Annotated in this window: 19 protein-coding genes; 16 read left to right on the forward strand and 3 right to left on the reverse strand. The window is 48.3% G+C overall.

Annotation, left to right across the window (positions count from 1 at the left end):
* Positions 1–94: 94 nt before the first annotated feature.
* On the forward strand, positions 95–2,677 hold the full coding sequence (locus CWM47_RS11910) for a TonB-dependent receptor domain-containing protein (RefSeq protein ID WP_100988186.1): 2,583 nt from the start codon (positions 95–97) through the stop codon (positions 2,675–2,677).
* Between the two features lie 86 nt (positions 2,678–2,763).
* Positions 2,764–3,480 carry an outer membrane lipoprotein-sorting protein gene (locus tag CWM47_RS11915; protein ID WP_100993843.1) on the forward strand — a complete coding sequence of 239 codons (717 nt, stop codon included), beginning with the start codon at positions 2,764–2,766 and terminating at the stop codon, positions 3,478–3,480.
* A gap of 93 nt (positions 3,481–3,573) precedes the next feature.
* Here CWM47_RS11915 and CWM47_RS11920 read toward each other — a convergent pair whose 3' ends face one another.
* Positions 3,574–4,302, reverse strand: coding sequence for a 3-keto-disaccharide hydrolase (locus tag CWM47_RS11920; RefSeq protein WP_100993844.1), 729 nt, complete (start codon positions 4,300–4,302; stop codon positions 3,574–3,576).
* 1,267 nt (positions 4,303–5,569) lie between these two features.
* Here CWM47_RS11920 and CWM47_RS11925 point away from each other — a divergent pair.
* The 3 genes from CWM47_RS11925 (at position 5,570) to CWM47_RS11935 (ending at position 7,687) form a co-directional block, all read left to right on the forward strand.
* Complete coding sequence (locus tag CWM47_RS11925; RefSeq protein WP_100988187.1) at positions 5,570–5,932, forward strand: hypothetical protein; 363 nt, start codon at positions 5,570–5,572, stop codon at positions 5,930–5,932.
* Between the two features lie 142 nt (positions 5,933–6,074).
* Positions 6,075–6,689: a 2,3-bisphosphoglycerate-dependent phosphoglycerate mutase gene (locus tag CWM47_RS11930; RefSeq protein ID WP_100988188.1), complete on the forward strand. Its 615-nt coding sequence runs from the start codon at positions 6,075–6,077 to the stop codon at positions 6,687–6,689.
* Between the two features lie 65 nt (positions 6,690–6,754).
* On the forward strand, positions 6,755–7,687 hold the full coding sequence (locus CWM47_RS11935) for an NADP-dependent oxidoreductase (RefSeq protein WP_100988189.1): 933 nt from the start codon (positions 6,755–6,757) through the stop codon (positions 7,685–7,687).
* A 262-nt stretch (positions 7,688–7,949) separates the two neighbouring features.
* Here the strand turns inward: CWM47_RS11935 and CWM47_RS11940 are convergent, their stop codons facing one another.
* Complete coding sequence (locus CWM47_RS11940; RefSeq protein WP_100988190.1) at positions 7,950–9,218, reverse strand: asparagine synthetase B; 1,269 nt, start codon at positions 9,216–9,218, stop codon at positions 7,950–7,952.
* Between the two features lie 147 nt (positions 9,219–9,365).
* Between CWM47_RS11940 and CWM47_RS11945 the strand changes: the two genes are divergently transcribed.
* From CWM47_RS11945 to CWM47_RS11960, 4 genes are read left to right on the forward strand one after another with little or no spacing between them, the layout of a single operon-like run.
* Entirely contained in the window at positions 9,366–11,963 is a 2,598-nt protein-coding gene (locus CWM47_RS11945) for a M1 family metallopeptidase (RefSeq protein ID WP_100988191.1), read from the forward strand.
* Between the two features lie 2 nt (positions 11,964–11,965).
* The gene (locus CWM47_RS11950; protein ID WP_100988192.1) at positions 11,966–12,898 is read left to right on the forward strand and encodes a helix-turn-helix domain-containing protein; all 933 of its coding nucleotides are present in this window, start codon (positions 11,966–11,968) and stop codon (positions 12,896–12,898) included.
* A gap of 41 nt (positions 12,899–12,939) precedes the next feature.
* On the forward strand, positions 12,940–13,443 hold the full coding sequence (locus CWM47_RS11955) for a hypothetical protein (RefSeq protein ID WP_240625864.1): 504 nt from the start codon (positions 12,940–12,942) through the stop codon (positions 13,441–13,443).
* Between the two features lie 36 nt (positions 13,444–13,479).
* Positions 13,480–13,797, forward strand: a complete 318-nt coding sequence (locus tag CWM47_RS11960; protein ID WP_100988194.1) for a DUF3817 domain-containing protein — start codon at positions 13,480–13,482, stop codon at positions 13,795–13,797.
* A 76-nt stretch (positions 13,798–13,873) separates the two neighbouring features.
* On the opposite strand, the gene CWM47_RS11965 is transcribed toward CWM47_RS11960, so the two are convergent.
* Positions 13,874–14,176 (reverse strand): hypothetical protein, encoded by a 303-nt coding sequence (locus CWM47_RS11965; protein ID WP_100988195.1) that lies wholly within the window; start codon positions 14,174–14,176, stop codon positions 13,874–13,876.
* 145 nt (positions 14,177–14,321) lie between these two features.
* Between CWM47_RS11965 and CWM47_RS11970 the strand changes: the two genes are divergently transcribed.
* The 7 genes from CWM47_RS11970 (at position 14,322) to CWM47_RS11995 (ending at position 23,325) form a co-directional block, all read left to right on the forward strand.
* Positions 14,322–15,035 carry a lysoplasmalogenase gene (locus CWM47_RS11970; protein ID WP_100988196.1) on the forward strand — a complete coding sequence of 238 codons (714 nt, stop codon included), beginning with the start codon at positions 14,322–14,324 and terminating at the stop codon, positions 15,033–15,035.
* Positions 15,036–15,134: 99 nt separating this feature from the next.
* The gene (locus tag CWM47_RS11975; protein WP_100988197.1) at positions 15,135–16,313 is read left to right on the forward strand and encodes a nucleotidyltransferase domain-containing protein; all 1,179 of its coding nucleotides are present in this window, start codon (positions 15,135–15,137) and stop codon (positions 16,311–16,313) included.
* Positions 16,314–16,730: 417 nt separating this feature from the next.
* Complete coding sequence (locus CWM47_RS11980; RefSeq protein WP_100988198.1) at positions 16,731–21,191, forward strand: beta strand repeat-containing protein; 4,461 nt, start codon at positions 16,731–16,733, stop codon at positions 21,189–21,191.
* Positions 21,192–21,280: 89 nt separating this feature from the next.
* The gene (locus CWM47_RS11985) at positions 21,281–22,333 is read left to right on the forward strand and encodes a T9SS type A sorting domain-containing protein (RefSeq protein ID WP_100988199.1); all 1,053 of its coding nucleotides are present in this window, start codon (positions 21,281–21,283) and stop codon (positions 22,331–22,333) included.
* Positions 22,334–22,381: 48 nt separating this feature from the next.
* Positions 22,382–22,522 (forward strand): hypothetical protein, encoded by a 141-nt coding sequence (locus CWM47_RS38760; RefSeq protein WP_170069423.1) that lies wholly within the window; start codon positions 22,382–22,384, stop codon positions 22,520–22,522.
* 103 nt (positions 22,523–22,625) lie between these two features.
* Positions 22,626–22,913 (forward strand): PqqD family peptide modification chaperone, encoded by a 288-nt coding sequence (locus CWM47_RS11990; RefSeq protein ID WP_100988200.1) that lies wholly within the window; start codon positions 22,626–22,628, stop codon positions 22,911–22,913.
* Positions 22,906–23,325, forward strand: coding sequence for a lasso peptide biosynthesis B2 protein (locus CWM47_RS11995; RefSeq protein WP_240625867.1), 420 nt, complete (start codon positions 22,906–22,908; stop codon positions 23,323–23,325). Before CWM47_RS11990 ends, CWM47_RS11995 begins: the two co-directional genes overlap by 8 nt.
* Positions 23,326–23,340: the final 15 nt, after the last annotated feature.

Raw genomic sequence — 23,340 nt, forward strand, 5'->3', positions numbered from 1 at the left:
TTCATCTATTCATCGGGTTGATTTCGATCTTCATCCGAATTCTTTTTCAGGTGTAGAAGCGGGGGTTGATCTTTGTCAGGTCAAAAGCAACCTCATGAAAACGAAAGCTCTACTTATCGCCATTTGTTTACTCACCCTCTCTTTACATTCACCCGTTCGGGCGCAGTTCCCCACAATGGGCGGTTCTGCGCAACCGAAAGCCCTTCCCGGCACTGCCGGTGACCAGAGCCCCAAAGGAACGGCAAAAATCACCGGTTCGGTGCTTGATTCAACCCAGTCGAATGCGAACCCGGCCAAAGCTGTTGAATTTGCCAGTATCGCCCTTTATAATACAGCAACAGGTAAGGCCATCGACGGTACCGTAGCAGATGAAAAAGGCAAGTTCACCCTCACAAAGTTAGTCGCCGGAAACTACCGTATCCTGGTTAGCTTCGTTGGGTTTCGCAACAAAACAATTGATAACCTGACGCTGGCCAACGGGCAAAGCCTGGACCTGGGAACGATTAAACTGGCATCCAGCATAAAAACGCTGGAAGAAGTAACTGTGGTGGGACAGGCCGCCATGATCGAAGAAAAAGTTGACCGGCTGGTGTACAACGCCGAAAAAGACATTACCGCCAAAGGCGGTGACGCAACCGACATTCTGCGCAAAGTGCCGCTGCTTACGGTAGACCTTGACGGAAACGTTTCGCTCCGGGGCAGCTCCAATATCCGGGTGTTGATCAACAACAAACCGTCGACTATTGTGGCCAGCAGCGTTGCCGATGCCCTGAAGCAAATTCCAGCCGATCAGATCAAAACGGTGGAAGTGATCACGAGCCCCTCCGCCAAATATGATGCCGAAGGATCGGGGGGTATTATCAACATCATTACCAAAAAGAACAGCCTTCAGGGATTGAATCTCAATGTCGATTCGGGGGTGGGTAACCGGGGGTCGCTGCTCTCGCTTAATGGCAATTACCGCAAAGGTAAAGCGGGCTTCACCGTTGGGGGCTTCGGACGGGCGATGTATAACACCATTACTAAAACCAACCTCGACCAGACCAGTCAGGTGAACGGCATAACGACACTGACCCGCCAAGCCGGTGATGGACATAGTTCGGGCCTGTTCGGACAGTATAACCTGGGTTTCGATTATGATCTGGCCAAGAACCAGAGCCTGACAGCCGGAGTGCGCTATGGTGTGCGGAACATGCTCAGCCAGCAGGATCTGGTTACTCAGTTGTTTACCAACGGCACGCCCGGTTTAACGGCCTATAGAAACGTAGATGCAAAGAACCTGTCGGGTACGGTAGATGCGAATATTGATTACCTGCACACGTTTAAGCCCCAGCAGGAATGGAGCATCTCGACTCTTTACAGCCGCAATGATTTGACCAACAACTTCGATGCCGATTTGTTGAATGGCGCCAACGAGCTAACGGGTCGTCAGCGCAATCTGAATAAAAACGTGAACCAGGAGTTCACGCTGCAAACCGATTACCAGACGCCGATCAAGAAAAATCAACTGCTTGAATTTGGCGCCAAAGGCATCATTCGGCAGGTCAACAGCAACTATCAGTATCAACTGGCGGGCCCATCGGGCGCGTTCACTACGGAAGCGAACGGCACATTAGGCGAACTGCTCTACCATCAGAATATTGCCGCCGGTTACAGTTCCTATACCTATACGACCAAAAACCGCTACACCTTTAAAGGTGGTTTACGGTACGAACACACGTTCATTGATGCCAGCACCCGCGAGGGAGGCACCCTTGGGATTGGCGATTATGGTGTGCTGGTTCCGAGTGTAAACGCGTCGAAGACGGTTAAAGGAACCACCTTCAAACTGGGCTTCAACCGCCGGATTCAGCGGCCGGGTCTTCAGCAGCTGAACCCCAACTTCAATGCGGCAAACCCCCAAAACATTACCGTCGGTAATCCAACCCTACGCCCGGAATTGACCAATAACTTTGAGCTGGGGCTGAGCAAAACCATCAAGAAAACATTCATCAACGCGACCTTCTTTGGCCGCGTAACCAACAACGCCATTACCCAGATCAGCCAGCCTTCCGATACACTACCGGGCGCTATCGTGACCATCTACCAGAACATCGGTCGTCAGCATACCTATGGAACGAACATCTTCGCCAATGTGGCCGCAACCTCCAAAATCAGCATTGGCCTTTTCCTGAACACGTTCTATACTACGCTGACAGGACAGGCTATTGGCACAGATGGCGTATCGGCAACCTTGACCAATTCGGGGATAAACCTTAGTGGAGGAACATTTGCATCGGCCCAGTTCAGAAATGGCTGGGGTGCCCAGGCCTTCGGTTTCATGCAGGGTTCGTCGGTACAGTTGCAGGGACGGCAGGGTGGATTCGGTTTCTACACGGTAGGTGTGAAGAAAGAATTTGCAAACAAAAAAGCCAGTTTAGGATTAGCTGCGGAGAACTTCCTCAGCAACCGTTACCACATTCATACCGTTCTGAATTCGGCGCAGTTCAGCCAGGTAAACGATGCGTATCTTTACAACCGGGGTGTACGCCTGACGTTTACCGTAAAAATTGGCAAAATGACGATGGATGCCCCTCGCAAGAAAGCCAAATCGGTAAATAATGACGACGTGAAGAGTGATGGAAATGGCCAAACCCAATCGGGCGGTACACCTGCCGGTGGTGGCACACCCCGCTAACGTAAACCTGTAAGGTTTTTAGAAACCATACAGGTTTAATGAGTCTAATACCTAATCTATTCTTTATTTTTAAGCTAAAAAACCCCATGAAAACCAACACCTTTCTGGCCGCTGCAATGGCCATCGTCCTCAGCATCAGCGCTTCTGCCCAAACGGTCGACGAAATCGTCGACAAACATATTGCCGCTCTGGGCGGTATGGATAAGATAGCCGCGGTAAAAACGGTCTATGCCGAACGTTCACTTTCTGTACAGGGTATGGAAATACCCAGCAAATCAACGATTTTAGTTGGCAAAGCAATGCGTTCCGAATCGTCGGTCATGGGTAATTCCATGATTCAGGTGGTGGATGGAACAACGGGCTGGATGATCCGTCCGGCCATGATGGGCGGAACAGGTGACCCCGAAGATATGCCTGCCGATCAGATCAAACAGCAACTCGGCCAGCTCGACCCATTTGGCCCACTGGTCAATTATAAAGACAAAGGCAACAAAGTCGAACTGGTAGGAAAAGAAAAAGTGGATGGTAAGGATGCTTACCACCTGAAAGTGACCACCAAAGACGGGCAAACGGTAGAGGACTTTCTGGATGCCAACACCTATCTGATCAGCAAAGTCAGTATGATGGTGAACGGCCAGCCGGGCGAAATCAGCTTTTCCAATTATAAAGACGTGGACGGTGTCAAGTTCCCCAATACGATGGAAATGGCCTCTCCACAGGCAGGCAATATTACGTTTACTACCGAAAAAGTCACGGTGAATGGTAAGGTTGACGAAGCTATTTTTAAGAAACCAGCCAAGTAAGCTTTTGTATATGAGCAGAACGTAACGACGTACCTGTTGCGCTTATTTGTCAGTAACCAGCACGTAGCGATGGGCCATTCTAAGGCCCATCGCTTATTTTTTTGCCAATGGTTTTACGGCTACTTCCTTAAAGAAAACCACATCATGGTCGCCATGATTCTGCAAGCCAATGTAGCCTTCATTCGGCCGTAGCCCATGATAGGGTTCGAAGTCAAATTTACGGGGAGGCACCGGGTCGCCCTCCCGGAAATCGGTCACCTTTATGCCGTTCACAAAAATGGTCGTACGCGGACCATCCAGTGTAATATCCATCGTATTCCACTGCGGGCCCGGTTTACCGGGTTTTGCCAGTGGTTTGGTTAGGGAATAAAGGGTGCCCGTAACGTGGTATTCATCTTCGTTGGAGGTTTCGGGTCGGTTGTCAATTTGTACTTCATAGCCGTAGTGAACCGGCATCCATTCTTCGCGGGGTTCGAGGGGTATGCGAATGTACACCCCCGAATTGCTGTTTTCTTTTTCCATCTTATAAACCACACGAATGGTACAGTTGCTGAACTTCTCTTTTGTCCAGTACAGCAACCCCATGCCGCCATGTCCGCGAATCATGCCTTTCTCAACGGACATGCTTCCCTTCCCGACATGCTTCCAGCCAGCCAGACTAACACCGTTGAAGAGTTGGCGCCAGCCGTTTTCCTGTGTATTTTTTTTGGTTTGCCTACCAGATGATACGCCTGAAATGGGAAGCGCTACCAACGTGGCAGTGCCAGTTGGCAACAAATGGCATAGACCTGCCAGTACATAGGCAACGATTACTTTTTTCATGATGTAAGGGTAGGCTAATAACTCGGTTACTGAAGGCATGTAAACTACAAAAATACCGTGTGATCTGCCAATATATTCCCGCTGTTGATTCTGAATTTCACCTGACTAGACATACCTAAATAGGCCATACAACACAAATGAGCGACATAATAGCGTTTCCGTTTGAGCGATTTAGACTACTTCTGTAGTCACTGTTTGATGCGTATGTTGACCTACTACGTGGGCGAAAATACAGCTAAACTCTTATCCATTTCACTAATCCATCATGTAGTTATCTTTTATTTATAAATCAAGCCATACAGTAAATAAAGAATTAATCATATATATTATTTAATAACTTGCGTATACGAATATTACTCTTTTTTTATCCCATGACTTCTACTTCAACTACAATCATGCACTCGTCTGACGAAGATTTACCTCCTATTGTCGATTCATCGAAAGCATCCAGAATTACATTTCAAAAAGTTTGTCCGTGCTGTGAGCGTTCGTTTGCTCTTGATCGGGTTCCCCGATCCTTCCTGCTGAAGTATGTGCTTTTTTTCATTCCGACCCGCGTGTATCACTGCTATAGTTGCCATCATACATTCACACGAATTGGTTGAACCTTGCGGTGCGCAAGGCTCGTCAATCTGATTATCAACTACTATTTATTTCTGAGTTGGTACGTTTTTCGTTTACCAACTAACAGCCCAAACGTGGTATCAGGCAGACTGACACTGCGTTTCAATTCATGCTCCTTGCCCCCTCGCCTATCGTCAAAACGATAAAAAATAATTTATACCGGCTATATACACACCGGTATGCAAGGTAAATAGTATCAATCACGTTTTATACGTACAACCAGTCAAACAGTTACTGTAAGGCAATTATCAGTTGTTAGCTACATGCGCAAACCCATGAGGCAGGGCTAAAATTGATCGTTTCATAAAGAGGACAATTGCTGAATTGGGAGTCTGTCTCAGGATACTTTCGTACATTGCCGTGTATTTGATCGCAAGAGCAGTGCATTTCGTACTTTTTTCAGGTACAAAATCCCCATTACTGCCCGTACGGTAGGATTACTGCTGGCGGGCTTACACTCCGGTAGTACGACCGCCTAGTTGTAATATTCCTTTTTTTTACCCGGAACGTATCCGGCCATTGTCAGAAGAAAAAATTTCTGACTTTTTTTTCGCATAACCTGATCTGATAAAAAGCTCCTGTGCCGTGTTGGCGAACCCGGCAGATTGACGCTAATTACCTGACAATTAAATTACCTTTATTCATGAGCAAACAAGCCTATATCCCCAAAGTAGCTGACTGGGTGCGCGTACACGGATTTAATGACATTAAAGCCAATATCGAAGGGTTTCAAACACCCATCACGTATGGCCGTCAGCAAGACAGCGAACAGTTTACGCCTGATGTAACAGGAAAACAATTCGACCAGGAATCCTACTTTGAGGTGATATTAAAAAGCTCAGGGGCCGAAGCAAACCACCTGCTGTCAAAACTCAAACTACTGAGCCAGCTAGCCGCCGTAAAAGGAGGAAAACTGTACCTGATGTCGCCCAGAGGGCATCGCTCCTACGCTAAAGAAGTACTTGCCGAGAGCAATATCGTTGCTGAAGTTATCAACTTACCATAAATTAGGATATGCCGTTCGTTAGCGCCTTTGTTTAGGCAGTAACGATACGGCCGGAAGCTATGTTGGCAAGATACAAACCCGTTTTGTTTGAACACTTTACCCGACTTGTGGTAGTTATTCCTATAGTCTGTCTTGCCAATATATGCCTCTTTTTGTCATCGTCCGTCATGGACAATCGCAGTGGAATGCCGAAAATCGCTTTACGGGTTCTACCGATACACCTTTAACCGACCTCGGCCGACACGAAGCCCGCGAGGCCGGTGTTTTGCTTAAAGCCAACCAACCACCAAACTTTGGCATTGGGTTTACGTCGGTTCTTCAGCGGGCAATTGAAACGATGTCGATCATTCTGGACGAAATTGGCCAGCCTGATTTACCACTTGAACAAAGTGCGGCCCTCAATGAACGCATGTATGGCGACTTGCAGGGGATGAACAAGCACGAAGCTGAAGTACGATTTGGGGCTGAGCAGGTTTTCCGCTGGCGTCGCAGCTATTCCGATCAGCCCCCCAATGGTGAGAGTTTAGCCGATACTCACGCTCGGGTAATCCCCTATTTCAACACCGAAATTCTTCCTCATCTGCAAGCCGGTCAACCTGTACTGGTAGTTGCGCACGGCAATAGCCTGCGGGCGTTGCTGATGGAACTGGAACACATAAGCCCCGAAGACATCGAAAAAATTGAGCTGGCAACGGGCACCCCGCGCCAGTACGACTATGATCCCGCAACGGGATCGTTTCGTCTGTTACCCGTTTAACATGCGAATTCTTTCTTGATCGCTCCTGTTAAAACAGACTCTAAGAATCAACAAATTGTAAGCGTATGAAAGCCGTTGTGTTAAGCAATTGGGGTGGCGTTGAGAACTTCGCCGTTCAGGAGGTACCCAAACCAACCATCCAGCCTGACGAAGTACTGGTTCACGTGAAAGCCTTTGGCGTAAATCCCGCCGATTTTAAAACGCGTTCGGGCGTTGCTCCCTACTCGAAGGCGTATACGCACCCTATTATTTTGGGGTGGGATATGGCCGGAGAGGTTGTAGAAGTGGGTTCGGGGGTAACCACATTTACTGTGGGCGATGCGGTTTATGGCATGGTCAACTTTCCTAAACCCGGCCAGGCCTATGCCCAGTATGTAGCCGCGCCAGCCGCTCATCTAGCCCTGAAACCCGCAAAATTATCCTTCGAGGAAGCCTCAGCCGCTCCCCTGGCCGTGCTGACAGCCTGGCAGGCATTAACCGAGCACGGTCAATTGAAATCAGGCGAAAAGGTATTGGTTCAGGCCGCATCGGGCGGAGTGGGCCATTTGGGCGTGCAACTTGCCAAGGCGTTGGGTGCCTATGTGATTGGCACGGCATCGGGCAAAAATGAAGAGTTCGTTCGATCACTGGGTGCCGACGAATTTATAGATTACACAAAAACCAGCATTGAGGAATCGGTGAGCGAGGTCGACCTCGTTTTTGATACCGCCGGAGCCGATACCATCTTCGCATCTGCCAACGTCCTGAAACCAGCCGGACGACTGATTTCCATTGCCTACGGAGACATGGACAAAGTGCTGGCCGTTCGCCCGGATATTCATGCCGAACGAATCCTGGTGCATACCAGTGGCGATGATCTGCGAACGATCAATGAGTTTATCGACGAGGGTAAACTAAAAATTTCGGTAAGCGAGGTCTTGCCCGCCAATCAGATTGCCGACGTGCACCAGAAGCTGGAAAGCCGCCGAACAACGGGAAAGATCGTATTGACATTCTGATGCACGGAACGCAGATTTTTATGATTGTTAAGATTCGGACTGATTTTTCAATCATAACCGATCTTAATAATGAGGTTATTTGAGCTTTTGTTTCCGAGCGTGTTTTTGTCATCCCGACGATAGGAGGGATCTTCGGAGAAGGCGGAGTTTTCTATTCCCCGAAGATCCCTCCTATCGTCGGGATGACAAAAACACGCTCGGAAACAAAAGCCTAAACAACCTCAATCTAAACAATCATAAAAATCTGCGTTCCATATCCTCTTTACGTTTTCCGCTTCTTCTTCCGGGCCGATGGAAACAGAACGTTGTTTAAAATAAGCCGGTAACCGGGCGAATGCGGGTGTAGATTCAGGTCGGTTGGGTTACGGAAACCGCCCCCACCGCGTAATCCTTCCGGGTCGTGCCCGCCGTAAAATGTCCATTGCCCCTTGCCCGATTCGCCGTAAATATACCGGTCGGAGGATTTGCCCTCACCCATCACCAACGAACTTGGCTTAACGGCCGTTTTTCGGAAAGCCGTCGTCTGCCCGAAGAACTCCTTGATAATGGATTCGTGGTTTTGCGTAAGCATGGACGGAATAACATCCCACTTGGCCGAGAAGTTGAACAACTCAAAAAAACCGCTCGGCTGGTCAAAACCGCGCCCCCCGGCCGAATTAATATCCGAGAACGTAGAGAACCCCCGATACCCGTTATCGCCTTCGAGGGTGAAGTTGCCGAAGGCAAATGTTTTGCTGAAATCCAGTTTCGACTGTGCATCGGGGTCAACATCGTCGCCGTCGTAGCTGCTGCCCACAATATCGACGCCCTCGGCAGCCAGCGCAATGTCGAGCGTTTCGGCAGCCGAACACATGGCGAAAAGATAGCCCCCGCCTGCACAAAACGCCTTGATTCCTTTAGCTACAGCGAGCTTCATCTGCGATACTTTCGAATAGCCGTATTTGCGGGCAATATCTTCTTGCACTTTAATGTCGGTCAATGACTGCCGATGCATGTTTCGACCATACTGACCTGTGAAATCTTCGTGGTGCAGGTGCAGCCAATCGTATTTGGGCAGATCGCCTTTCAGCACTTCTTCGTCGTAAACAACCTCGTAGGGAATTTCGGCGTAGGTAAGCACCAGTAACACCGCGTCGGTATTTTCAAACTCGGCCGGGCTTACCTTGATGGGGGAATAAACGATGATTTTGGCCGCCTTCTGGAGCGTTACCACATTCATGTTCACATCAGGATCAGACAGTTGCTGTTTAATGGATGCGGCTCTGGCGTCGGAAATAACCTCGACAGAAACGCCCCGTATACGGCATTCGTTTTCAATCGACGCGATTTGCTTGATCATAAAACTACCGCCCCGGTAATTCAATAACCAGTCGACATCCAAATCATCTTTGAGCGCCTTATAGGCAATGCCATAGGCTTTGAGGTGATTCGCCTGCTGGTTATCCATCGGGATCAGGATCGAATTAGCCCAACCCGGAACGGCCCGACCAATAATTACCAGCAATAACAGAAAAGACAGTTGCTGTTTCATAGAGTGCCTTATTTTTGACCTAACGTTGCTAACCCACTACCAAACAAGAGTAAGTTTGTGATGTCTGGGCCAATCTTCAGATTGGTCTTATACTTTTTACGATTCACGGCCAATCCGGAGATTGGCCCATGCATAAAATAACCGACAATGGTCTGGAATTTCCCTAAAATCACTCGTTACGGCGCTACTCTATTCGTACTATCACTACTGGTTATGTCCTGCAACCGTCGTCCCTTACCCAGCCAGTCTTCTTTGGTCGAAACGGGTGTATTGCAAACACTGGCCAACGCCAGAAAACAGACAATCAGTCAACTGGCGTATGTTCTAAAGTTCGACATTCCGGCGCAGAAAAACCAGCCTATTCTATCTACCGAAACAATTTCGTTTAACTGGGCGGCTCCCCGACCGGCGCAACCCACACTGGAACTCGACTTCAAAGAAGAACGTGCTCATTTGCAGACGGTTTCGGTCAATGGAACCAATATACCCATTGCTTATGAGAGCGAACATTTGTTAATTTCTACTGCATTTCTCAAGTCGGGAGCCAATACAGTTTCGATTCAATTTACGGCGGGCAATCTGTCGCTCAACCGCAACGATGAATACCTGTATACCCTGCTCGTTCCCGACCGCACGCGCACGGTTTTCCCCTGCTTCGACCAGCCCGATTTAAAGGCTACATTTCAGGTTTCACTAACCATTCCGGCCAGTTGGCAGGCCATGACGAATGCACCCCTGCGCGACTCGACCCTTTCGGGGGATCGTAAAACGATGAACTTCCTGCCTTCTGACCGAATCCCCACCTATTTGTTCTCGTTCGTAGCCGGGAAGTTCACACCCGTAACGCGCACACCAACCGGGCGCTCCATGACGCTCCTGCACCGCGAAACGGACTCCACCAAGTTACGTCTGAGCACCGATCTGCTTTTTTCGCTCCACGCCGATGCCCTTCGGTTTCTGGAAGAATTCACCCAGATTCCGTATCCGTTTCAAAAGTTCGATTTTGTCGCCATACCCGACTTTCAGTATGGGGGCATGGAGCATGTGGGCGCTATCGACTACCGCTCGTCGGCATTGTTTTTAGACAATGGTGCCACCCGCGACCAACGGCTCTCACGCGCTCATGTTATTGCCCACGAAACGGCACACATGTGGTTTGGCGATCTGGTTACGATGCGCTGGTTCGATGATGTTTGGCTGAAAGAAGTTTTCGCCAATTTCATTGCCGACAAAATCATGGAAGTATCATCGGCTGATGCCAATTATGACCTACAGTTTGTGGTCGATCATTTCCCGGCTGCTTACGCTGTTGACCGTACTGAAGGCGCTAATCCAATTGGTCAGCCGTTGGCTAATTTGCAGGAAGCCGGGTCACTTTACGGCGGGATTATTTACCACAAAGCCCCGATCATGATGCGGCAGCTGGAGCGGCTCATGGGCAAAACGGCTCTGCGCGATGGTTTACGCGAATACCTCAAAAAATATGCGTTCAGTAACGCCACCTGGGCTGAGTTGATTGCCATTCTGGATGCCCGAACACCCGCCAACCTGACGGCTTGGAACCATGTCTGGGTGAATGAAACAGGCCGACCAAAATTTACATATCAGCTTGACGGTAAGGGGGGCAAAATCAAGCAGTTTATTATTACGCAGCAGGGCGAAGATGGGTCAAATCGGCTATGGCCGCAGCACTTTGACATAACGCTGGTCTATGCCGATCATACAGAGGAACTGGACGTAAATATGAATCAGGCACAGGTTACGCTAACGGAATCAATTGGTAAACCTACCCCACAGTATATGATCTTTAATTCCTCGGGGCAGGGCTACGGTGTATTTCCAATCGACTCTGTATCGGTTCTGCAACTGGAACGGATCAAAAATCCAGTAGCCCGAGCATCGATTTACATTAATCTATACGAAAATATGGTGGCGGGTCAGAGCATTTCTCCTGCCAGCCTGGTTACTGGCTACCGAAGTCTCCTCGGAAAAGAACCCGAAGAACTTAACCTCCGGTTGCTAACCAGTCAACTATCAGACATTGTCTGGACATTAACCAAACCCGAAGCCCGCCCGGCCCTGGCGACTGCTGTAGAAGAGGATGCCTGGCGGGCGATGGAGCAGGAAACCGCTTCCGGAAAGAAGAAACTACTGTTTCGGCTTTACCAAAACATTGCCCTCAGCCAGACTGCCCGCGACCGGCTTTACACGATCTGGAACGATCAAAAAGCCCCCGCCGGTGTGACGCTCACCGAAGACGATTATACGGCGCTGGCCCTCGCGCTGGCGGTTAGAGACTACCCGGCCGAAGGCATTCTGACGAAACAACTGGCGCGTATCAAAAACCCGGATCGCCGGAAACGGCTGGAGTTTATGATGCCTGCGCTGTCATCGAGTGTAATGGAACGGGATGCTTTCTTTGCCTCGCTGGCCAGCGACACCAACCGCGAACATGAGGCCTGGGTAACGGCGGCACTGGGGTATTTACACCATCCCCTGCGGACCGAGACATCGGCAAAATATCTACCCAAAAGTCTTGATTTACTGGAAGAGATTCAGCGCACGGGCGATATTTTCTTCCCCGAATCGTGGTTGCGGGCAACACTATCAACTTACCAGACGCCCGAAACTGCGCAACTGGTTCGCAAATTCCTGGCCGACCGGCCAACCTACAATGCCCGCTTACGCGCCAAGCTTTTACAAGCCGCCGATGGTCCATTTCGAGCCAGTAAACTACTGTATTAGTCATGGCACCCGATGAGTCGTTTCCTGCCATAAGTCCAGAAATGGCCCGCGAACGCTTTCTCGTAAAAAACGAGTCGTGGCCTGAGCGCTTTAAGGATAATTTCAATCAGTTCATTGTTGCTCCGCTGGAATATAGCGGGCCGGTTATCAAGCTGCCGCTCCCTCCTTCCCGAACCGGCAATCACGTCCTGATTCTGGTTACGGCCGGACAGGTTGAGCTGACGGTTGGCCATCTGGCCTATACGCTGTCGGCTCAGAAACTGGTCATTGTACCTGCCCTGCAAATTTTCACGTTAAATACGATTCGGGAAGATGCAACGGGATTTCTGTGCTTTTTCAGCCCCACCTTATTGCTTAACGCCGGGCAGGGCGCTGATTTTGATTTTCTGAAACTGACGGGCAATCCACTAGTTTCGCTGTCGGTTCAGCAAACAGCGTTCATAAATACCCTGTTCGACCGGCTGACAATCGAATATACAGAAAACGGCTCGATTAAAACAGACCTTATTCGCCCTTACCTACTGGCCTTACTAGCCGAAATAAATCGGGCGTATGTGGGAACAATGGAGGCAAAAACAGACGCAGGTGACCGTCTTGTACAGGGATTCATGGACTTGCTCACGACACAGGTTCGGGTTAACCGATCAGTTAGTCAGTATGCAGAGCAGTTGAACGTTAGCCCAAACCACTTAAACAAGGTAATTAAAGGCAGAACGGGCAAATCGCCCTCGGTATGGATTGACGAACGCGTTGTGCTGGAAGCAAAAGTGTTACTGTTTCAATCAGGCATGAGCATTGCCCAAATAGCCAATCAAATGGGGTTCGACGATCAGTCAGGTTTCGGCAAGCTGTTTCGGAAATATGCAAAAATGAGCCCAGGCGATTTTAGAGTGAGGACTACCACAAGCAAAATGATTGATTTTGACCAATCTTAGCCGATTTGCGCCTACTTCGCAGTAGCCTGACAAACTGAACTTTGCAAACGTTTATTCGCCTGGCTATTTGTCGTCTTATGGTTTACCCGATTCTCTTAGTTATTCATAATGCCTTTCGCTGGCTTGTATTGAGCAGTTTACTAGCCACACTTGGCAGTAGTTATTCGGGCTGGTTATGGCCACGCAGTTATCGTCCCTTCGATCAAACCATCCGTATTGTTGCTACATCTATTGTGCATACGCAGCTATTGATCGGCTTTTACCTCTATTTCATTAGCCCACTCATTCGTTATTACTGGCGTTTTAAACCTGATGCCAGTCAATCGCCGGAGTTTCGTTTTTTCAGTATCATTCATATTAACCTTATGTTTACGGCTGTTATTGTCGTCACTATTGGTTCCAGTCTGGCAAAACGGAAGGCCACTGCGCAGGGAAAATTCAGGACAACAGCTATTTATTTCACCATCGGCCTTGTATTGATTCTAATAGCCGTACCCTGGCCCTTTTCACCACTGGCCTCGCGGGGCTGGTTTCGTGCTTTTTAACGGGATATAGATCTTTATATAACATACTTCTTTACTATGAATTTTTTCACGTCTCTTAAAACCAGATTGCGCGTTATCGGCTTTGCCGAAGGGGTTTCATATCTGTTGCTACTTTTTATTGCCGTTCCGTTAAAACGAATGGGCGGGCACCCGGAAGCGGTGCAAATTCTCGGACCTATTCACGGATTATTATTTCTGCTGTATGTGTTGGTTGTCATTCAGGGAAAAATCGAGTATGGCTGGACTATAGGTAAAATGGCCCTGGCCTTACTTGCGTCCATTATACCGGGTGGGACTTTCTACGCCGACCATAAGTTCTTTCGCCACCTACCGGCTACTCCTGAGCAGGTTTAAAAGTCTGGTTGTCAACTTCACATAATGCAAAAAGCCGGACAATATGCCCGGCTTCTAACACTAAATAAATTAGTTATTACTTGATTGCTTCCAGGGCTGCGGCTGCTTCGGCTGCGGCAATGGCGGCACTATTTTTCTCAGCGTATTCGTCACGTTGCGTTTCAAAGTGCGCGAAAATTTCGGTAACAGAATCGACGTTCTCCGCGATTTTCCCATGCATCGTACCCAGATTTTGTTCCAGATACGAGTCGTTCAGCCCATTCATGTTGTCTACTTCAATTTTGCCGATTTTTTCGATGATAGCCCGTTGGCTGTTTTGAAGGTCTTCCAGTTCACGAACGATCTTATTCATCAACTCAAATTTCTGTAACTTATCCATGATCTCTTTTTTATAGTGTTAAGTACTATAGAAACACAGTATACACTAAATGGTTTGATACTATTTTCAGGAATAAACGCCAAGTTGCTGATTTTAAGCACGATTAGATAGATTTTATCTACCTTGAGCGATTCAATCAACCACCATGTCCACTACACCTACCCGCTCATTTACGATCATTTTTGCGCTCATTACACTGCTCGAAATGATTGGCGATACCCTGCACATTCGCTGGCTGCACTATGGCAGTAAACCGCTGATTATGGCGTTGCTTTTTCTGTATGTCTGGCAGCACTATCGTTTGGCGGGCTCTCCCCATATAATTCGCTGGCTGATGATTGGTATGGTTTTCGCCTTGCTGGGCGACGTCTTTCTGATGATTCGGGAAGTAGATTTGTTCGCATTGGGTCTGGGCTCGTTTCTGATAATGCAGCTATGTTACTGTCGTGCCTTCTGGCTGCTTATTTATCGGGCAAAGCAACCGCTTCGTGTTCAGACGCTGTGGAAAACATCCGTCCCATTTCTGATTTACGACCTTGCGTTCCTGATTTTACTTTACCCGGTTTTTGTCAATAATCCATCCCTGACACCCTTATGGTGGCCGGTAGTGATCTACGTCTTTTGCCTGAGTACGATGGGCCTGCTGGCTACTCAGGTTGACAGATTTCAGCTACATGACCTACTGAATCGAGGATCGCTTGTAGTAGGGGCCCTGCTTTTTATACTGTCCGATTCGGCCATAGCCATTGATAAATTTCTGCACCCTATACCCGGCGCTACCTGGGTGGTTATGACCACCTACGCAGCTGCGCAGTATCTTATTGTTGTTGGTTTAGTGCAGCAAACCTCACCTGCCTGATTCGTTCTAATCTTGGTGAATCAAGCACGTTTCAGTAACTTCCATCCTAATCAGGTACTCGAAACCATTTTAAAATGGCGTTGATTGTTGACGGAATCTATGAATACAGGTCTATCTCCTGAAATAACTGTACTGTTGATGGGCTGCTTGGTGGACCTATCGACTGATAAACAAACGCAGATCAACCAATATATCCAGCAACAACTCATTGACTGGAAGCGCCTTGACACGCTGGCCGATCGTCACCGGCTCAAACCTTTCCTGTACCGTACCCTCCTGAAAATTCCCAACGCTCCTACTGCCTTCGTCGAGTCGCTCAAACAGGACTGCCGGATAACCGCTACCGATAACCTCCTGAAACTGCAACACTATAAGGAAGTCAGTGCTCTGCTAACCGAACACGCAATTGAGCATATACCATTAAAGGGTGTTTATCTGGCAGAACACGCCTACCCGGACAGCAGCCTTCGAATTAGTGGCGATATTGACCTGTTGGTTGGCAAAGACGATGTTTTCAGAACGATACGTCTTTTACAGAATCATGCCTATCATTTATCAAAGAAGCAGGATCTGCACTGGCAACAGGGTGAACAAACGATTCTTTCCGATTTGTATGAAGTTAGTTTGTTCAAACCCTTTTTCAACGACAGCCATTTCGACATTGACCTGCACTGGAAAATCATGGGTTTCAACCAGCACTATGCCCTGTTTGACCTGCCCTATGTTCGTTCGCAGCCCGAGTTTTCGACCGAGTTGATGATCGTATTGCTGGTAACGCATCACGGCGTTAATAATGTCTGGCAGCAAATTTACTACATAAATGATTTGTACTTTTCCCTGAAGGGCAAAGACATCAACTGGAACTGGCTGTTGCAGGAACTTGGCCGATACGGTTTTGAGGATGTCTTTCTGGCGGGGCTATATTGGTGCGTGCAAATCTGGAATCTTTCGTTACCTGCCACTGTGCAGACATTAATAGGCTCATCAAAAATTCATTCGATTGCCGAAGACTACGCCCAAAGTTGGGAAAGCGATAAAGCGAACGAGTTCAGCGATTTGATCCTGTTACAGCTCACCCGTCTGGCGAAAGCTCAAACAAAACCGGGCAGGCGACTTAAAACGTATGGTACTTTTCTGAGTAGCCGTGTATTTCGCTACAGTCTGTTCAGGGTAGGTCCGCGCCTGATTTATCTACCTAAAGAAGTTGGTTTCCTAACCATATTTATACGAGCAACGCAGTCTTTATTTCGTTTTTTACCTGCGCGTTCTACCAATTGACGACCAGACGATAGTATCCTTCACTGCAACGTTGAAACTTTATCCGGCAACGCGGCTAACTACGAGACAGTTAGCCGCGTTTTTTTATGGTTTACAAAATCAAGTGGTTTGGCGGTACCGTCGTTCAAAACTGAGTTACCCTTTTTAAATTTTATTATTTAGTCTATCGATAACAATTGTCATTAGTTAGTAAGTAATTATAAAACAGTAAGTTATAAAATTCATTTTTATAATATAACAAGTTAACATATACCGGTAAATATATATTATTTTATATGAAAATTTCTTTCTCATACATTTATACGAATCAAAAGATCAACATATTAAACACAAATTAACTTTCTTTTAATGATTATAGACATAAAGGATATAACGAATCCTCTATGATTTTCTTTTCAATCACTTACTTCAACAGTTATGACTCAAATTTCTACTTCCTTTCGCAGGAGAGCTTTGTCGTATGCTCTGATCTGGATTACTCTTCACCTTCTTTCATCGTTTGCCAGCACCGTTTCGGCACAGGTGAGCAGCGCAGCATGTAACTCCTTTACGGCCGTTACAAATCCCGGATTTAGCAGCCTCTCTGTTACATCAAGTCAGGTTCCGGTGTTTGGTGGCGATGAATTTTCGTCGAAAGGGAACCTAATTGATGATGATGCCGGGTTTACAACAGCGGCCACGTTTTCGTTTGCTATTGGTGGATCAGCCTGGCTATCCGTTCAAGACCTGAATGCTACAGGGGCAAATGTTTATCCGGCGGGTAGTTTTGCTGGCTTCATTGTTAATGACAACTCATTATTAAACACAGTCGGCACCGTAACGATCTCTACGTATCTGGGCACTAGCACTACCCCAGTTGATACAAAGACAAGCAGTTCGTTACTATCCAATGGTTTATTGAGTGGCAAATCGAGAATTGGCTTCTACAGTGCCGGTGCTTTTGATCGGATTCGTATCGATTTTTCGGGACTGGTTGCCGGGAGTTTAAGCGTATATGCACCCATTGTTGAGAAGTTTTGCAATACCTCGCCCACTCTTAGCTGCAATACCCCGACGTCCTTAACAGCGCCCGGCCATTCTGTATTCATCAATCCAGATCGAACAGGTATTAGTGGTGTTGCCTGTGTTGCCTGTGGCATCGTTAATTCAGATAATGCGATTGACAACAATAGCGCCAACTCAGCCAGCATTGTGCTGACGGGCGGCCTGGCCGTCACCGGATCAATAGCCGTAAAAAACAGGTTCGTGACTTACCCGGCCAATACATTTGCGGGTTTCGATATAGTCAGACCCACATTGGCGAATATAGGCGTATTTGATGGGCTCACGGTGTCTACATACATAACAGGAAATCCCAATCCTGTCCAAACGTTTAGCGGCACTGACCTTATCTCGGCAAATGGCACAATTCTGTCTGGCTCTGGCAGACGAACCGTCGGGTTTTTAGCCTCGCAGCCGTTCGACGAAGTAAGATTGACTGTTAGTCAGCTAGCCGGTGTGACCTTAGGAACAACCTCAGTCTACGGGGTTATTGCCACTTCGTTTTGCAGTGCACCCAGCCTCGACTGTGCCGATAATACACTACCCAAAAATACCCTCATTCCGCTAACAAACCCTACACACCCTGTTTATGTGGATGGCAAGAATACGAGTATTTTGGGCGCAGCGTGCGTTGGTTGCTCAATCAATAATTCGGAGAACATTGTTGATAACAATTCAGCCAACTTCGCCACAGTTGTATTGACTGCGGGTGTGTCGACCAGCGCAACAGTTGCCGTGGCCAATGCTCTCCAGACATATCCCATCAATAGTTTTGCCGGATTCGATATTCAGATAAATACGCTGGTATCGGCAGCGGTGTTAAGCAGGGCCACCATTTCGCTGTATAATAATGGCGCACTGGTTCAGACCGGAACAGGAAACGCCTTTATTGTGGGCGCGACAACCGATCTGCTGACGGGCCGTAGTCGTCAGATTGTCGGGATTGTCGCAAAAGCCGCGTATGACGAAGTTAAGCTTACCATACCCAGCTTTGTAGGGCTTGATCTGGGAACGATCAATATTTACAGTGCTATCTTCGAAAAAACCTGCACAGCAACAATTGTTTGTAATACGGCCTATAATCTAAGCAGTCCGTCATTCCCAGTTGTCATTGATGGCGATCGTACCGGCGTTACGGGAGCGGTAAATGTAGCCACAACCATTCAGGACCCCTGGAATGTGGTATCGGCCAGCACAACAGACTTTGCCAGAATCACCAATCTGGCCGCAGTCGCTACAAATGCCTCCATTGCCGTAGTCGACCCGATCAGCACCTATCCTACAGGTACCTTTGCGGGTTTTGCCCTCAGGAAAGTAAGCGGCCTGGTTACGGCCGATTTATTCTCAAAACTGACAGTAACTACGTATCTGGACGGTGAAGCGCAGGAATCAAGAACAGCAGGTAGTTTGCTTGATCTGTCAATTGTCCTGTTTGGTACAACGACTGATTTCTTGAATGCAGGGTTCGTCACGACAAAGCCCTTCGACGAAATTCAATTAACGGTTGCTCCTCTGGTAGGCCTGGGGGTACTGAGCGGCAACCTCGATGTATATGGTGCCTTTGTTGACACCCGTACGTCAACAGGTGGCGGTTTGGTTTGTGCACTGAACACGAACCCTGACGTTAATGTGACGAACAAAAATGTTCCCGTTAGCGGAAATGTCAAAACCAACGACCTGGTGCCTGTCGGAACAACCTATGGCCCAGCACCGACATCGACTACCCAGCCAGCAGGTTCCTCGCCATCGTTAACGGTCAATGCCGATGGCACATACACGTTTGTCAGTTCAACGCCCGGCCAGTATGTCTATGCGATTCCTGTTTGCGGGTCGGGTCTCTCAGGAACGAGCTGCGCTACCCAAACGCTGACAATTACGGTACTCGACCCAACGGTCAATACCAACAAACCGGTTGCCAATCCTGATGTTGCGACAACAACGGGCAGTCCAACCAATGCTACGGCGATTACGATCAATGTGAGAGTCAACGATGGACCGGGCAATCCGGGGGGTACATTGGGTACGCCCACCATTGCTACCGGACCCGCTCACGGCACGGCCAGCATTGTGAATGGCAACCTGGTTTATACCCCTACGGCGGGTTACTACGGCGCCGATCTGGTCACCTATCAGGTGTGCGAAACGCCCGGTACTAACCTGTGTGCTACGGCTACGGTCACCATTACAGTAAATGCACCGGATAGCCCCAATACCACCGTGGCCGCAGACGATTACGTAAGTACCTACCAAAGTTTGACCGTTACGGGGAATGTAAAAACCAATGACAGCGATCCCGAGGGTAATACACAAACGGTTACGGCTCAAACCACAACGGTTCCTGGAAAAGGTACGCTGGCATTGACAAGCGATGGCAAGTTCATCTTTACACCAGTGGCCGGTGCTACAGGACCTGTTGACTTCACCTATACCACCTGCGATAATGGCAGCCCTTCAGTTTGTGCCAACGGTACACTGCATGTGCTTGTCAACCCATTCAACCCCAACCCGGACTTTGCCGTCACGAACAAAACGGTTCCGGTAACGGGTAGTGTTAAAACGAATGATGTGATACCTGTGGGAGCAACCTATGGCCCGGCACCTTCACCAGCCAGTCAGCCCGCCAGTTCCTCACCAACGCTGACCGTTAATACCGATGGCACATATACCTTCAGCAGCACAACCCCGGGGGTATACGTATATAATGTGCCTGTATGTGCACCAGCGCCACCCACCTATTGCACAACACAGACGCTGACGATTACGGTACTCGACCCGGCGGTGACCAACAACCCACCCGTAGCGAACCCTGATTTCGTTACCACCACCGGTAATCCAACCAGTGCCACGGCGATTACGATCAATGTGAGAGCCAACGATGGGCCGGGCAATCCGGGGGGTACATTGGGTACGCCCACCATTGCTACCGGACCCGCTCACGGCACAGCCAGCATTGTGAACGGTAACCTGGTTTATACCCCTACGGCGGGTTACTACGGCACCGACCTGGTCACCTATCAGGTATGCGAAACGCCCGGCACTAACTTGTGTGCTACGGCTACGGTCACCATTACGGTTAAGGCACCTGGCCTACCGGCTACCGTGAGTATTAACGATGATTATGTGTCAACTTCGGGTGGTACACCTGCTACGGGGAACGTGCTTACAAACGATCTGGGCAATACCCTCACCGTATCCAATGCAGGAACAACAACTACCTCGTCGGGCACGCTGGTTATAACGGCAACGGGCAGCTTCACCTTTACACCGGCACCGGGTGTAACAGGCCCCGCTACGTTCACCTATACTGCCTGCGACAACAGTACGCCTTCGGTTTGCGGCAGTGCTACGCTGCATGTGCTGGTTGGGCTGTCCAGACCAGATTTGACGCCAATTATCAGATTACCGCTTACAAACTTCACCGCATCGGGACCAAATTCATCCCGCCAGTTTACAGTGGAGTTAACAGAAGTGAATGGCCAGTCTACATCAAGTGGAAATATCGTCTTCACTATCGGAGTTCCTCTTGGCTATACCCTCACCTTCGATAATACGCTCACAAGTATCAATGTATCAGGCGGATTTAATAATCCTGTCGTCGTCGATAATACAAAATGGACTCCTACAGCGTCAAATAGCCGACAAATAACGCTGATTATTGCCGCTGGACAATTTATTTCCGCAAATGGGGTTGCAACAATTGGTTTTACTGCTACTCGGGCAGGAGCAAACACGGGTAATCTCTCTAATATAACGACAAACATTAGTGTTGACAATACAGGAACGTATGATACGAATCCGTTAAATAATGTTTACGCTTTAAGTGTCAATTCACTTTAAACAATATGTTGGTGCTAATACTATTTTATTAGTATTTTAGCACCAACATATTTTCAATTATTGTTTTTGTTTAACAAAAAATCAAAGTTATGAACAGAAAACTTTTACTAGTATCCCTAATAAGTATAGGCGGCTGGTACACCTGCTATGCACAAGACCCTTCGGTTGGTGGTTTTGTCGTCAATCCATCCTCTATAGCAACAGGAGCGAATGGAACTGTTAGTGCTGATTTTGGAAACGGTAGCTCTGCAGATATTCCTCAGGCAAATAATGGTACGTATATAATCAACTTACCTCCTAATATTGGCGTTGTTTCCACGTCTGTTCAACCTAACGCCCCCACCAGTACAACGGCTAATCTTGTAACGACCGTTAGTCCTTACGACCCTGTTAATGGCCAAATCATCAGGGTAATAAGTAGTGCTGGGCCAGTTCCAGGAAATGCTAATTACACGATAACTATAAATGTTCTAGGAGTGCAGCCCACTGGAGGAACACCAGCACCCATTAATATCAACGCCAGTTCAACCCCGGCACTAGGCAGCAATGTAACGGGCAACGATATTGCCACATCGAGCATCACAGTTACAGGTCCGCTACCCGTTGCGCTTGTTTCTTTTACTGCCAGAGCACAGCAGAATCATACGGTAGATCTGGCCTGGACAACATCGCTGGAAACTAATAACAAAAGTTTTCTGGTTGAACGAAGCAAGGATTTAAGTGGCTTCGAGGTGGTTGGCGAAGTGAGTGAAGTGGCGCCTATGAGCAATGCATTGAAGAACTATCATTTGGTGGATCAGACACCGTATTCCGGCACAAGTTACTATCGCCTGACGCAAACGGATTTGAGCGGCAAAGCAACGATTTATCCCGTTGTATCGGTAGTTCTGCGTGACGAATCCTATGGGGTCTACCCTAATCCAGTCGTACGCGATGGCCGCTTTTCGCTTCGCCTGGATGAGCCTGAAACCGCTACCCTGGGATTTTTTGGCGCTGATGGACGCGCCTTGCCACTCCAGAAAACCGGTGTTCAGTCGGGTAACCTGCTACTCAAAACAACGGCTAACCTTTCGGCTGGTGTTTACGTACTCACCGTGCAGGAACGGGGACAGACCCGCCAGCACCGCATCGTTGTCGAGTAACTCGCCCCCTTTACGGATTCATCTCATTCCAAAAACTTATCGTCAGTCATGACCACAACAAACATACATCCATTGGTTCGCTTACCTAAAAAAGCCTATAAAACGCCCCGGCTCAAGGCCCTGGGCAGCGTCAAAAAACTTACGCTTAAAAGTGGCTCGGCTGTCGATGGCTTTGGCACATTTGCATAAACCTAAATTCGTTTGGTTATAGTAGCTTGTGAGCTTGATTCGCACTTATCTTGGCGGATCAAGCTCTTTTTGTTAACTTCAGTCTGATTTAGTCGGTCTACTTATGTCTATTACACTCAATACGCGCATCCAGATGGTATCCAATCAATCCTCCTCCGTTCTCGGCGACGAAACCATTCTGCTCAATTATGAACTGGGAAATTATTATGAATTGAATGAGGTAGGCGGGTTTATCTGGTCACTGCTTCAGGAGAGAAAAAGTATGCTGGCTCATGAAATTCTGGACTGTTTGCTCGATGAATTTGATGTAGAGCCATCAGTCGGCAAGGACGAGTTGATGCTATTCCTTGATAATCTATCGCGTGAAAAGCTTATCGAAACCAGTGTCTAGCCTATCGAAGTTCCTGTCTTTGAGTGGGTCCAGGCAGTGGCTGCTGGTCAGGAGCTTTGTGGTGCTGAGTACATACAAATGCCTGCTGCTAGTATTCCCCTTCAGGAAGTTTCTGCCAGCAGAACAAACACTTGTCGCTTCCCGAAAACCGCTTTCCGAACAATCGCTTTCCCAGACCATCTGGGCGATTCAGGTACTAAGCAACCGGCTGCCATTAGGCTTTACGTGCCTGGTACAAGCCCTGAGCGCCAAATGGCTGCTGAACAATCACCCGGATGTACGCGTGTGTATTGGCGTTCATAAAAGTGTAGATCAGGGATTTTCTGCACACGCCTGGGTTGTTTACAAAGACCAAATCATTCTGGGGGAACAGCCTGGCCAACAGTTTCAACCCATATTAGACTGGCATTGAGTAGGTTTCAGTGCA

The organism is Spirosoma pollinicola, from assembly GCF_002831565.1.
Lineage (GTDB): Bacteria > Bacteroidota > Bacteroidia > Cytophagales > Spirosomataceae > Spirosoma > Spirosoma pollinicola.

Excerpts from the sequence above, each read along its gene's own strand:
- CWM47_RS11910 (WP_100988186.1), top strand. The coding sequence starts at position 95 with ATGAAAACGAAAGCTCTACTTATCGCCATTTGTTTACTCACCCTCTCT.
- CWM47_RS11915 (WP_100993843.1), top strand. The coding sequence starts at position 2,764 with ATGAAAACCAACACCTTTCTGGCCGCTGCAATGGCCATCGTCCTCAGC.
- CWM47_RS11920 (WP_100993844.1), bottom strand. The coding sequence starts at position 4,302 with ATGAAAAAAGTAATCGTTGCCTATGTACTGGCAGGTCTATGCCATTTG.
- CWM47_RS11925 (WP_100988187.1), top strand. The coding sequence starts at position 5,570 with ATGAGCAAACAAGCCTATATCCCCAAAGTAGCTGACTGGGTGCGCGTA.
- CWM47_RS11930 (WP_100988188.1), top strand. The coding sequence starts at position 6,075 with ATGCCTCTTTTTGTCATCGTCCGTCATGGACAATCGCAGTGGAATGCC.
- CWM47_RS11935 (WP_100988189.1), top strand. The coding sequence starts at position 6,755 with ATGAAAGCCGTTGTGTTAAGCAATTGGGGTGGCGTTGAGAACTTCGCC.
- CWM47_RS11940 (WP_100988190.1), bottom strand. The coding sequence starts at position 9,218 with ATGAAACAGCAACTGTCTTTTCTGTTATTGCTGGTAATTATTGGTCGG.
- CWM47_RS11945 (WP_100988191.1), top strand. The coding sequence starts at position 9,366 with ATGGTCTGGAATTTCCCTAAAATCACTCGTTACGGCGCTACTCTATTC.
- CWM47_RS11950 (WP_100988192.1), top strand. The coding sequence starts at position 11,966 with ATGGCACCCGATGAGTCGTTTCCTGCCATAAGTCCAGAAATGGCCCGC.
- CWM47_RS11960 (WP_100988194.1), top strand. The coding sequence starts at position 13,480 with ATGAATTTTTTCACGTCTCTTAAAACCAGATTGCGCGTTATCGGCTTT.
- CWM47_RS11965 (WP_100988195.1), bottom strand. The coding sequence starts at position 14,176 with ATGGATAAGTTACAGAAATTTGAGTTGATGAATAAGATCGTTCGTGAA.
- CWM47_RS11970 (WP_100988196.1), top strand. The coding sequence starts at position 14,322 with ATGTCCACTACACCTACCCGCTCATTTACGATCATTTTTGCGCTCATT.
- CWM47_RS11975 (WP_100988197.1), top strand. The coding sequence starts at position 15,135 with ATGAATACAGGTCTATCTCCTGAAATAACTGTACTGTTGATGGGCTGC.
- CWM47_RS11980 (WP_100988198.1), top strand. The coding sequence starts at position 16,731 with ATGACTCAAATTTCTACTTCCTTTCGCAGGAGAGCTTTGTCGTATGCT.
- CWM47_RS11985 (WP_100988199.1), top strand. The coding sequence starts at position 21,281 with ATGAACAGAAAACTTTTACTAGTATCCCTAATAAGTATAGGCGGCTGG.
- CWM47_RS38760 (WP_170069423.1), top strand. The coding sequence starts at position 22,382 with ATGACCACAACAAACATACATCCATTGGTTCGCTTACCTAAAAAAGCC.
- CWM47_RS11990 (WP_100988200.1), top strand. The coding sequence starts at position 22,626 with ATGTCTATTACACTCAATACGCGCATCCAGATGGTATCCAATCAATCC.